Source organism: Shigella sp. FC1544, from assembly GCF_001722145.1.
Taxonomy (GTDB): Bacteria; Pseudomonadota; Gammaproteobacteria; order Enterobacterales; family Enterobacteriaceae; genus Escherichia; species Escherichia coli.
The window spans coordinates 1-11,730 of sequence record NZ_MECT01000030.1; the positions used below are offsets into that span (position 1 = coordinate 1).

An 11,730-nucleotide genomic window follows, 5' to 3' on the forward strand; every position below is an offset into this window, starting at 1 on the left:
TTTCTGGTGCGTACCGGGCTGAGAGGCGGTGTAAGTGAACTGTAGTTGCCATGTTTTACGGCAATGAGAGCAGAGATAGCGCTGATGTCCGGCAGTGCTTTTGCCGTTACGCACCACGCCTTCAGTAGCGGAGCAGGAAGGACATCTGATGGAAATGGAAGCCACGCAAGCACCTTAAAATCACCATCATACACTAAATCAGTAAGTTGGCAGCATTACCAGGAATTTAAAGCCCTTACCGGACGGAAACAGCACCTTAAACGCATACAACGCGTCATTGTCATAGGCATCACGCAGGGCGTTCTGGGCCTGATTCAGATAAAAATTACCCGACATGGAAATCTCAGACGACGCCCCCAGACCGTTGATGTTCTCCTGCTCTGTGGAGCAGAGCGTGGTCACATCAATATCCTGTTTCTGACCGGCGGTGAACTGGACTTCCTTGATGGTGCAGTCCAGGCGCAGATATTCCGCCTTATCCATAGTTTCAGCAGTCGCCAGGGCAGATGAAATCATCACCTGCGTCAGCTGTGAGCGTTCATACAAAGCAGACATTCTGCCTCCTGATAATAAAAAACCCGCACGCGGCGGGGTATGGTTTTGTAGAAAAAAGAAAAAGTCACACCGTGACCTGAAACTCCAGGGTTGCACGGTAACAGCGGTTTTCCGGAATATAGTCCTGCATTTCACTGACGGATCCCGGGGCCAGCAGCATTATGGCTTCACGGGCGTCCTGACGTATCTGACGCGCCTGCGTCACAGTCCCGGCATAAACGTCTATCTGCACCGACACTGAGGACTCCGCCTGCCCGCCCATCACGTCCGCTGACACCGATGAAATCAGGCTGAAAACCACCCACGGAAGCGCCACCAACGGCCTGCCATCCAGCAGGGGGGCCACATACGGGTACACCTGCCCGCCGGCAAGATGCGCCAGATGAGGATACAAATCCGCCTCCGTCATCGTCTCAGTACCTCATCAATGGCCCGGTTCATCCGCGCAATCGCCACCTGAGCTGCCTGTTCACTGCGCACATCAAACGCCGGGCGCACAAACGGGTGCGGTGGCATATTCACGGTCCCCATTTCCACAAACCGCCAGTAGAAAGCATTGCGCGGGTTATCCGCCTTCATGGTGTTATCGCTGTTACCGGTGTCCGGATTAACACCACGGATATGGACACCGGATTCCATCCCGCCATCGCGGGAGCGCCGGGAAAGGATCACCACATTGCGGCGCAGTTTTCCCCTGCGTACCGGTGTCCGTAACACCACTTCTTCTTTCAGCACATTCGCACCCGCACGGGTTGCCTCACGCAGCACCCGGTTATTTTCCGCACCACTCAGAAGCTGCAAATCGCGGCTGATGTCCTCCAGCCCCGAAAAATCCAGCAGGATTTCGATCATTTTTCCCCTCCCAGCCGACAGAGAATTTCCAGACGCCCGCCGGTCGCATCCGGCACGGGCAGCCCGACAACGTTCAGGATCCGGTCACGCCATGGACCACTCAGCACATGAAGTCGTGACGCTGCCGTGATTTCCCGACCGGACTGACCGCGCACCCAGATGCGGATTTCCGCCTGCGCCATTTCCGCACCGAACTGCATCCGCTCCCGGCTGCTCCTGCCTCGGATATCCGCATGAATTTTCCCGCATGACACCCATTCTTCCGTCATTTCTCCGGCAGCGTTACGGGTTAACACCGGGTTCAGAACACTTATCATCTGTGTCAGACGACCTACAGATATTGCCATTCCCCCTCCTCATAACACCGTCGGACAACGCAAATCGTAAATCAGCACGGAAACAGAAAACGGCAGCTCCCCCTGAAGCAGTTCTTCCCGCTCCGCAAGATCCGGATTCCGGTACAGCATCCCGGTCAGTCGCATGGCAGCCCCCTTCATCCGGGTTAATGCCTCGCCCGGGATCAGTTCACCGTCCTCACGGATCACTTTATCCCGGCTGCCCTGAATGTAGGCCAGCAGCACGGCGGTAGCCTGACGAACCTTGTCCATCAGCATGTCATCATCCGCGTCATGGTCGACACGCAGATGTGCCTTGACCTCTTCCAGTGTCAGTAATGCCGTCATTTTCCGCCTCCTGCATCCCGCCCACGTTTTGCAGCCAGGGTCCAGGCTGATGAATGAGCTTCTCCGGGTTTATCTTCGGTCATACTGTTGCAGTGCCACAGCGAGCCCCCCCACGTCACCGTATCGCCGGGGTGGTAGGTTTCACCGGCTCTGAACACACCGCGGTAGAGCATCACCGGCAGGGAAAATGTTTTTTCCGTACGCTGGCCACTGCTCTGCCGGACCACCACAGAGAACAACCGCTCACCCGTCATGCTGACGTCAATATCCGCCACCCCGTCAACCAGGCATTCCCATCCCCGCATCCCGTGCGTTTTTTCATACGCCCGCCAGAGTCCGCCCTGGTGTGTGGCATACGTGCCCCGGGGAAAGGATTTTTGAACGTCAATGGCGGGGAGTATTTCCAGAGCCGTGGCATCACGCCCGTCCTGCGGAGCCGGCAGGGCACTCACCGCATCCAGAACCGCCTTCTGCAGAACATCCGGATCGTAGTCACGACCATCACGCGGAACAGGGATATGCCTTACAGCCTCCGTCACCATCTGTTCAAGCATCGGACGCACATCATCCGGGGTGAGTACTTTTGCCGTCTGCCGGCACCGGTATTTTCGCGACCGCATCATTCACCGCCTGCTTCAGTACTTCCGGATCATAATCGTGACCATCACGCGGTAGCGGAATGGCCCCCACTGCGTCATCCACCATCGCCTGCAGAACAGGGCTAACCTCATCCACCGTCACATGCTTCTGTAACAGAGCGGACAGGGAAGCCAGTTTCTCTTCAAACGCTTGTGCCTGCGCGCTCATCTTCTCCTCAAATGTGCGCTGTAAATCCGCCAGCACCGTGGCGAATTCTTCTCCCAGGGCACGAATAATGGACAGTTCACGTTCATTCATTTTTTCAGAATCCCCCTGAACATCGCTTTCACCGCATCATGCTCTGTTTCACTGATTGCCTTATTACCGTCAGATGCGCCGTCAGGCGGTTGCGCTAAGGCCGTTTTCCCGGTCGACGCGAACGGATCCTCACGGGCATCACGACGGGACAGTGCCTCCAGACTGTAGTTCTGCTGCTGAAGATACAGTGCATCACCGCCGGCCAGGGGCGGCAGGTTCTCCCGTTTACGGGCCTCATTGGGCGTGAGAAGCGTATTTTTCACCGCATCCCCCAGCGTTTTCATGCGCCGCTCACTGTCCATTCTCAGCAGCGTGGTGACATCAAATTCTGTACTCTCGTTTTCCCCCGTTTCCAGCGCCTCATCCAGTAACAGTTCAATGGACTCAATCAGCGTCTGCAGGCACTGGGAATAATACTGCTGCTCCAGCGCCTCCACGTTGTCACTGGAAGGCGGTTGTCCCACGCCAATCTTGTAGGCCGGGACACGGAACACCGAACAGACAATTTCAGCGGTCATCTTCAGTTGTTCCACCGTCTGCGCATCCACCGGTGAAAACGTCGTGGGGTTGTATTTTGCCCCGTTGCTCAGAATGGCCGTTTTCCCCGCATTTTCGCCGGTATACCCGCTGTCCCAGTTGCTCTTCAGTTTTTTCGCATTTTCTTCCGTAATACTGCCGGGGATCTCAATCACCCCGGACGGCATGCCGCCATTTCTGAAAAAATACGTCGAATTTTCCTGAATATGATGCCCCTGCGTGGCGGCCAGCCCGGCGGCATACACCGGCGGCAACCCTATAAGCGGATGAAAAAAACAGTTAAACCGGTCGTGGATCACTTCCCGGGCAGGCACCGTCACCGCCTAAGTGATCCCGCAGTTCCGGTCCGGCGTGATGCGGTAGAACACTTCGCCGTCATCCGCCACCAGTGGTTCAACCCGGCTCCAGTCCAGAATGCGCAGTTCTTTGATCTGCCCCCGGGAGTTACGGATTTTCAGCACCACCGTATTGCCGTGACGCAGTTTGGCGTTCAGCCACAGTTCAAAAAACTGGATGCGGTTCTGCTGGGCGTTGGGACGACGACAGAGGCGGGCAATATCCCCCCGTCGAGTTTCCCTGCGTATCCCCTGCGCATCCGTCTGCATAAGACGCAGCCGCATTTTGGCGATATCCTGGGATATCAGCGAAATGCACGAAAACACCGCATGAAAGGAGAGGACGGCTTCCGGATCGGCTTTCACGCCCTGCTGCCAGGCGCCGGAAAAGGGCTCAGCCACCGCCTGAAACAGGCTGGTCCAGCCCGCCTCTCTTACGTCACGTCCTGATTTCTGTTTTTTTCGGGTTCGCTGTAAAAGGTTCCACATTCGCCATGCTCCGCATCACGTTTCTTTTTCTGACCTGCCGGACGTCGCACCGTGATGTACTCCGCCTTTCCCAGGCGAACCAGCACCTCCGCGCACGGCTGTGCCACATCACGGATATCCCCGGCCCGGGCATCATGCGTGCCCTGCAGATATCGGATCTTTGCCATAACCTGTTACGGGAGGCGCTCGCCTCCCGTCCTCCTTATCAGACTCAGCCGCCGGACGCACTGCCGTAGTTCACACCGGTGATCACCGCCACCGCCGCGGTACGGCGACGACGCCAGTTGATCCAGCGCTCCGCACGGATGGCCACACTGCCTGTCTGGAACATGGAAACCAGCTCCACCGGCGACGGCGTGGTACTGTCGCCGGTCGGCTCAGACTGCATTTCCAGTGATGCCTCGCGGGACATATCCACTGCCACGCCGCCGTCATCCGCCAGATAAATATCCGGGGCATTCACCAGCACCAGCTGGTCACCCACGTACTGGGAGACAATCACCGGCAGCCCCTGGAAGGTCCCCCCCAGCAGGGTCATGTCCGGGTATTCCTTCTGACCCAGCGTATTTTTACGCATGGACAGCGCCAGGGCATTGGTGCTGGACATCAGCCAGACCGCACCGGTGGGCTGCAGGTTTGCTGCCACAAACTGTCCAAACGCCGCCTCTGCATCCGCATCCGGGTTACCGGTTGATGCCTTGCCCTTCACATCATGGGTGATGGACGCCGGGGAGACATCTGCCACTGCGGCTTTTTTCGGGTCCACAAAGTCTGTGTCCAGACGCGCCACCACCGCTTCTGCCAGCGCATTACGGACCAGCGCATCAGCTGCCGGACTGGAAAAACGGATCAGCTCTTCCGTCAGTACCGCAATGGCCGACACCTTCGCATGACTGAAGGTGATGGATTCAAAATCAAACTTCGTCAGGGGTTTTGCCTTACCCTCACCCACCCAGCCGGCAGCACCGCCGGACACCTGGGCGTGCACACGGATATTGAACGGCACCTGACGAAGTGCAGGGATCCCGCCCTGACCAAATCGCCCGATAATGGTCTGCGGACGCAGGTAATCAATAAAGTCCTGTGCGTATTCCTGATATTCAGACAGGCTGCCTGCCCACTGCGGATCCGTGGTGGTCCCCGCGCCCACTGCCGATTTCAGGACATGATGCAGACGACTGTCATCCGGATACTGACGACGGGCCACTTCCAGGGCTTCAGATCGGACGCCTTTAGCCGCAGCCAGCGATTTGGCAAAGCGGGCGAAGCCAATCCCCTTATCCAGTTTCTGCTCCACACGGATCACCGGCGCAGAAGCCACCGCGGCCACATTCCCGTTACCGGCCTGTTTCACCGGCTGCGCCGTGGCGGCCTTACCGGCTTCCAGTTCACGCAGGCGCTTCAGGTGCGCATCCACCTGACGGATTTCCGCTGCGGTGTTGTCGTAATGCTCTTCCTCCTCCACATCCAGCGTGCGCCCTTCCTCTGCGGCTTTGGTCATGACCTCCTCAAGGGAGGCTGCCAGCGCTACACGCTTGTTTTCAAAACTTTTAATCTGTTCGCCAATATTCATTATGGTCTTTTCCTTATGAAAAACGGTTGTTGACTGTGCCGCAGCGCCGGCAGAAGATGCGATTTTCACCACCGGTTTCCGGTTGCCGGACGCGGCAGAAAACGGGCTGTCGTAAGATTTAATGGTCCGGATGGTGCATTCCGCATTCGCGGGCACGGTGACGGCAGACACCTCCATCAGTTCCCAGCGCAGAAAATGCAGTCCGCCTCCGTCCAGAAAGGTGTATTCATGGGGACGGAAGCCCACGGACAGCCCCTGACCAGCCCGGTCTTAATGGCCGCCCAGACCTCATCCAGCCGGGCAGCCAGTTGCGACGGCATATCCGGTACGGGCTTCACCAGTGTTGCCGTGATTTCCAGCCCTTCGCTGACCCGGCGCACCGTACACTGCCCCACCGGGCGGGAATGGTCATGCTGCCAGAGAAACGGGATCGCACTGCCAAACTCCGCGCCCTCCGGCTCCAGGATGTCACCATCCCGATCCGGAGAAGGCGTTGACGCAATCCCGGTGATCACCCGTTCATCCTCACTGAAGGATTTCACCGTCAGCAGGGAACAGGCCCGTTTAAGAGTCACATCAGCCTCCTGAAAATAAAAAAACCGCCGGAGCGGTTCGTGATGGTTACAGTGTGAACAGGGTTATATGAAAAAAACCGCATATTCTTTCTTTTTCGGTTCCGGGTTAAGGGACATCAGGGAGACCGCATTGAACAGCGCCATCAGCGGGTCAATTTTTCCCCGTCTACTGGCCTGTTTGGTGATAAGAATGGCGTTACCTTTAGGCTCCACCCGGGCATTGCCGACACACCAGGCCATCAGGGGCTGGTCACCATGCACCAGCACCCCTTCAGCCAGTTTGCGCTCGGTGGTTTTAATGGCCCCGCCCAGTTTCCAGCCCTGGCTTATCCCCACCACAATTCCGTCGGGGATCCCGGCTTCCGCCAGTGAATCCAGAATCTGCCCCACCCCTGACGGGTCAATACCGATATGGTCCAGTAACTCAGCCTCATGAATGCGACGCACATATTCCGCCACTTCCGCCGTGTCATCCCCGACACGCCGGACAATGGTCATATCTCCACAGGCAACAAGATCATGAAACCGGGACGCCTCGCTCTTCCGTCGGACCACCGCGGTTTCATGCGCCCAGGCATGGCCCCAGCCCAGCCATTCGCGGGTCTCCCGGTCACGCCCAATCACATACATCCCCAGCAGATCATCCAGCCCTCCGCCGTCAATCCCCACCGTCACCACATCAACACGACGCAGGATATCGTCCAGGTTGATACAACGGCCCTGCTCTTCCCAGAAATCAGCCCCCGCCCAGCGGTCAGAGCGCAGGGCAAGACCAATTTCCACATTGGCGTGTTTTGACATGAACCCCCGGAATGTCTCTTCACCGGCTTCCCGGGCTTTACGGTACTCCCGGTACAGAAAGGCCTCATCCACTGAATAGCCGAGATTCGGAATGACCATGGCGAGGTTTTCCATCAGCAGGTGAGCCCCGCTTTCCACCATTTCAGGAGGGTGTTCAAATATCACCGGCAGAAAGTGCGGATCATTAATTTTGCCGTCGCGCACATCCCGGGCGTACTGCAGTTTTTGTCTGAACACCCCGGCGGGCGGTTCATTCGACTGGGTGGTCGTATACACCACAAACCCTTCCGGGCGGGAGGCAAGCCCGCCGATGGCTTCACGTAACATGTCCTCCGCCTTGTACTGCTTGCCAAACAGCCACAACTCATCAATCAGCGTCCCCACGGACTTGATACCGGACACCGTATTCGGATCGGCTGCCACCACCTTCAGGGTGGTGTCCGTCACCCGGTGGGTGATGGTCCGGATATGTGTCTGCACCTGACAGAGGTCATCCAGATCATCGTCCCGTCGTACCATATCCCTGGCAGGATTGAAGGCGTTGGCTGCCACCTCCACAGTCGGGGCCAGAATCGTGTAACCCGCCGCCTGCCGCCAGTTCAGTAACAGCGCCGTCATCATGATCCCGGCGGCCAGTGTGGACTTGCTGTTTTTTTTGGGTATCAGAATGAACACTTCCTTGATATGGCGGACACCGGTCTGCGCATCGTAGGAGCCAAACAGAGCCGCCACCAGGTCAAACACCCACTGTGCACAGGACTCCCCGAACGTCGGGCTACCCGGTGCATCCACAATCCGCAGTTGTTTAAAAATCGCCAGGGCATGTGCGGCCTGGTCCGGATAAATCGGAGCCGGAATAATCGACAGCCCCTTTTTCAGGCGCTCTGCCCAGTCCGGGCAGGCCGTGCTCCATACAGGTATCATCCGTTGCCCTCATTATCGTTATTCACCACCAGTCGTGGTGGTGGTACCGCAAAACGGTTAGCCGCTTTTTTCGCGGCATCACCTTTTGCCGATTTTTTACCGGCATCGCCTTTTTTATGGTGTGTGAACTGCGCCAGTCGCCAGGCCGCATCCAGTGCCAGTTTCGGATCAATGCTGAGGTTTTCCACCAGGATCTGCCCCATAGCTTTCACCGGTTCGGGAAGACCATCCTCCATATATTCAATACCATGAGACATCACCGCGGGCGGTGGCATCTCCGGATTGTTTTCGTCCGGCTGTGGTATTGCAGCCGCCTCACGGCGACGGGGTTTATCCTCCTGCTCTGATTTTTTCTGCCGGTAAACAGGAACCTCATCCACCTCCACCGTTTCGCACTGTTTACGGGCTATAAACGCGAGCACCTCCGGATCTTTTGCCAGCTGCGAGCCTTTAACCCTGGCGGTCTTCGCCGAATAACCGGCGGCAATGGCTGACGCTGTTTTGTTTTTCCCGGACATGAGCGCCAGCGCAAATTTTCGTTTTTGCGTTGTCAGCACAGCCTCCTCCCGGGTCCAGAACGCACTCAGCCGGGTATGGTTCAGCCCATTTTTCCCGGCGTCTCATGCCGCAAATGTTAACTGCTGCCTGGTTAACATTTTCTGAAAAAGCCAGTTAACATTTTTTTTCGCACAACAAACTGAATAATAAAGATAAAAACCGCAAAAATGCCCGGACAGCCAGTTAACATGTTAACTGGCCTGAAACGGGAATTTTTTCTCTGCGTGAGAGGGGGCGCGGTGTCCAAAGCGATCGTTTTTTACGCCGGATGATACCCCCCGGGGTCGGGTTACAGTCCGATGATGTCGTCCTCTCTGCCACTACCTCCGGACACCTCCGGCAGCGTCGGGTCCGGCATATCACTCGCCGCTTCACGAGCAGACTTTTGTCGATGGCATTCGGTACAGAGCGTCCAGAGATTCGTCTCCTCATTACCACCACCGAACTGAAGTGCAATTCGGTGATCGAGTTCACTGTCACAGAGGTCAACCACACGACCACAGAGACGGCACTGCCCGGCGTCCCTGAGCCAGATATGACGCTTGAGGGAAACACGTGCACTGCCACTGACACGACGCTGTTCACCCTTCAGAATATTCACCCGTCGGGTATTCAGTGTTTTGATTCTGCTCTGGAGTGTACGAAGCTCAGCCATGTAAAATCCCCGTCATATGGCAATCAGTAAAGGAAATAAATATGTCATCGAAAAACCGTACCCGCAGAACCACAACCCGCAATATCCGTTTCCCCAATCACATGATTGAACAGATCAACATCGCCCTTGAGCATAAAGGGTCCGGTAACTTTTCAGCGTGGGTTATTGAAGCCTGCAGGAGAAGGCTGGCAACAGATGCAACGCATCTGCGCCCGGCCAGCATGACAAATAACGAGAAATGAACGTTCGGTTACAGGAGCAGGTACCCACTGTCCTCCAACAATATTTCATCTTCATATCCGACGGAACAAGACTTACCCTGCCGGGATGTACAGAATAACAACAGAGTGATAATTAATTTCTGATGAAATAATCAGGGTGCGGAAGGACTAAAGATAAACGTTTTCTTCACGCCTTTACACGGCCTGTCCTTCTCAAATCGCCATTTTGCCATCGCCTTTACAACCTGCTCATCAAACAGATGGTGCGGCTCTGAACGAATAAACTCAATTCGGGTGACAGTACCATCAGCACCAATATCAAACCTCACATCAACCCGTCCCTTTATATAATTTGCCGCTGCATAGGCCGGATATTGTGGTAATGCCTTAACCAACTGTCGGGGCATATCTGTTTTATGTTGCGTACAGCCCATAACCAGAGAAGACAACAAAATAATTAACGGAAGATTTCTTTTCATTTTCATTCCCCGCACAGATAAAAATAAGTCTTATTCTAACAATGCCGCCCTGTCGGTCATCAATCCTCTGCTTAATGGCAACGACAATTATCCGACTTAAATCACAAATCAGACACATGACATAACAGGGCTTGCGAGGTAACACATCGTCCTGTTTCTTCCACCATCGCACCGGACTGGCGACTATGAGGGGACAACGCCGCGCTCCGTTAACGCGGTAAACCCCGGTGTGTATCGTTTTTGATTATCCCCGCACACTCGCGCAGAGGAGTCTCCCTGTCGGGCTGCGGTCTCTGTTAATGAGGGAATACAGCGACGATACGGCGCATCAGCAAAACTTAGTTCAGGCACTGAGTGCGGATATAGTCCTGTGCCCCTTCCAGCTGCTTCTGCATTGTCATCAACCGTTCTCTGAGGATGAAATAATCCCGTTCAGCGGTGTCTGCCAGTCGGGGGCCGGTTGCATTATCCACGCCGGAGGTGCCGGTGGCTTCACGCACGGTACCGGAGCAGGTGGCGTTGATCCGCAGGCGCTTACGACCAGCGGCAACATCAGCACGCAGAGTTTCATTTTCAGCTCTCGCATCGGCTAATTCCCTCGAGTATCTGGCATCAAGTGCAGCGACATCACGCTGGCGTATCTGCATATCAGTAATTGTCGCGTTCGCCAGCTCCAGCTCACTGGCTTTTTTATCGCGCTGCTCTTTGTAGATGATGGCGTGAACACGGTAATGATTCAGCCCCAGACTAAGCGCACCACAGGCCACCAGCAGGGCAATGATGACCACGCACAGAACACGGTTCATATCACCACCAACGGATTGCCCAGACCAGAACAGCAATTGCCACAATACGAATGGCAAAAGCTGCCGCTCTTGTTAAATCCAGACTGGCTGGCGTCTCCACTTCAATGCCTTTCATAATGGACAACCTCAGAAAGAATCTTTTATACTTCCTCACAGGGAAAGCACCTCCCTCACCATAATTTCTCCCTTGCCTTACTCAAGGTCAGAAAACACAAAACCCCGCTTGCTGCCAACAAACGGGGTTTTTACTTTTATTCACTTAGGTTTTGCCAGTTCACAGGACTTCGTGTTATCCGCCCGCGTGAGCAAGCGTCATTTTTCAGCAAAATATTCTGCTACCTGTCGATACCCCAGCACGCCAGCGCGCTCTCCTGGTCACGCCGCGATACCTGCCCGTAACAGTTATTTGAGCGGTTCCGACAGTCCCTGCCGCCGTCATATATCCAGCGACGAATTTCAGCACATGCACCTTTCCGGTCTCCGGCGTTCAGTTTCCGGTAAAACGTTGAGCTGAAACACTTACCGGGGCCAATGTTGTACGGACAGAATGACGCGATCCCCGATTTCTGGGGTTCGGTCAGCGGCACTTTGATGTTTTTCTCCACCCATGCCAGCGCCTTATCACGTTCAATGGCGTTAACCTGGTCGCATTTTTCCTTCGACAACTTCATGCCCGGAACGACAGGTTTGCATCCACCAGGATGGCACCGCGGCAGATGGTCCAGATACCCGCGCCATCACGGTATGCCGTGGTGTGGTTACCTTCCTTTTCATCCAGAAACTGGTCGAG

The 11,730-nt window shown here is 55.7% G+C and carries 13 protein-coding genes and 4 pseudogenes; 1 reads left to right on the forward strand and 16 read right to left on the reverse strand.

Going from position 1 to position 11,730, the window contains the following annotated elements:
* The 12 genes and pseudogenes from BGK49_RS25090 to BGK49_RS02560 all read right to left on the reverse strand — a co-directional run.
* Window positions 1-165 (reverse strand): IS1 family transposase (locus tag BGK49_RS25090; RefSeq protein WP_047664789.1); only part of this gene is annotated, 165 nt, incomplete at its 3' end.
* A gap of 54 nt (window positions 166-219) precedes the next feature.
* A pseudogene (locus BGK49_RS02505) lies at window positions 220-555 on the reverse strand (major tail subunit); the annotation flags it as partial.
* A 64-nt stretch (window positions 556-619) separates the two neighbouring features.
* On the reverse strand, window positions 620-964 hold the full coding sequence (gp17, locus tag BGK49_RS02510; RefSeq protein WP_000133373.1) for a tail completion protein gp17: 345 nt from the start codon (window positions 962-964) through the stop codon (window positions 620-622).
* The gene (locus tag BGK49_RS02515) at window positions 961-1,407 is read right to left on the reverse strand and encodes an HK97-gp10 family putative phage morphogenesis protein (RefSeq protein WP_000569977.1); all 447 of its coding nucleotides are present in this window, start codon (window positions 1,405-1,407) and stop codon (window positions 961-963) included. Before BGK49_RS02515 ends, gp17 begins: the two co-directional genes overlap by 4 nt.
* Window positions 1,404-1,754, reverse strand: a complete 351-nt coding sequence (locus BGK49_RS02520) for a phage head closure protein (protein ID WP_001018521.1) — start codon at window positions 1,752-1,754, stop codon at window positions 1,404-1,406. Before BGK49_RS02520 ends, BGK49_RS02515 begins: the two co-directional genes overlap by 4 nt.
* Window positions 1,755-1,763: 9 nt before the next feature.
* The gene (locus BGK49_RS02525) at window positions 1,764-2,090 is read right to left on the reverse strand and encodes a head-tail connector protein (protein ID WP_000126030.1); all 327 of its coding nucleotides are present in this window, start codon (window positions 2,088-2,090) and stop codon (window positions 1,764-1,766) included.
* Window positions 2,087-4,348: pseudogene (locus tag BGK49_RS25095) on the reverse strand (phage portal protein). The gene BGK49_RS02525 and the pseudogene BGK49_RS25095 overlap by 4 nt, the downstream one beginning before the upstream one ends.
* Entirely contained in the window at window positions 4,294-4,515 is a 222-nt protein-coding gene (locus tag BGK49_RS02540) for a hypothetical protein (protein WP_001063100.1), read from the reverse strand. Before BGK49_RS02540 ends, BGK49_RS25095 begins: the two are co-directional and overlap by 55 nt.
* Window positions 4,516-4,559: 44 nt before the next feature.
* Window positions 4,560-6,496 (reverse strand): annotated as a pseudogene (locus BGK49_RS02545) (phage major capsid protein).
* A gap of 63 nt (window positions 6,497-6,559) precedes the next feature.
* On the reverse strand, window positions 6,560-8,221 hold the full coding sequence (locus BGK49_RS02550; RefSeq protein ID WP_005041499.1) for a terminase large subunit: 1,662 nt from the start codon (window positions 8,219-8,221) through the stop codon (window positions 6,560-6,562).
* On the reverse strand, window positions 8,218-8,778 hold the full coding sequence (locus tag BGK49_RS02555) for a terminase small subunit (protein WP_069375689.1): 561 nt from the start codon (window positions 8,776-8,778) through the stop codon (window positions 8,218-8,220). The genes BGK49_RS02550 and BGK49_RS02555 overlap by 4 nt, the downstream gene beginning before the upstream one ends.
* A gap of 290 nt (window positions 8,779-9,068) precedes the next feature.
* The gene (locus BGK49_RS02560; RefSeq protein ID WP_000829198.1) at window positions 9,069-9,434 is read right to left on the reverse strand and encodes an HNH endonuclease; all 366 of its coding nucleotides are present in this window, start codon (window positions 9,432-9,434) and stop codon (window positions 9,069-9,071) included.
* 41 nt (window positions 9,435-9,475) lie between these two features.
* Between BGK49_RS02560 and BGK49_RS02565 the strand changes: the two genes are divergently transcribed.
* The gene (locus BGK49_RS02565) at window positions 9,476-9,676 is read left to right on the forward strand and encodes a YlcI/YnfO family protein (protein WP_000095744.1); all 201 of its coding nucleotides are present in this window, start codon (window positions 9,476-9,478) and stop codon (window positions 9,674-9,676) included.
* 131 nt (window positions 9,677-9,807) lie between these two features.
* On the opposite strand, the gene BGK49_RS02570 is transcribed toward BGK49_RS02565, so the two are convergent.
* The 4 genes and pseudogenes from BGK49_RS02570 to BGK49_RS02590 form a co-directional block, all read right to left on the reverse strand.
* Window positions 9,808-10,134, reverse strand: coding sequence for a TonB family protein (locus tag BGK49_RS02570; RefSeq protein ID WP_000828072.1), 327 nt, complete (start codon window positions 10,132-10,134; stop codon window positions 9,808-9,810).
* Window positions 10,135-10,472: 338 nt separating this feature from the next.
* Window positions 10,473-10,940: a lysis protein gene (locus BGK49_RS30295; protein WP_001082565.1), complete on the reverse strand. Its 468-nt coding sequence runs from the start codon at window positions 10,938-10,940 to the stop codon at window positions 10,473-10,475.
* Window position 10,941: 1 nt separating this feature from the next.
* Window positions 10,942-11,055: a hypothetical protein gene (locus BGK49_RS02585; RefSeq protein ID WP_000675931.1), complete on the reverse strand. Its 114-nt coding sequence runs from the start codon at window positions 11,053-11,055 to the stop codon at window positions 10,942-10,944.
* 220 nt (window positions 11,056-11,275) lie between these two features.
* A pseudogene (locus BGK49_RS02590) lies at window positions 11,276-11,730 on the reverse strand (lysozyme); the annotation flags it as partial.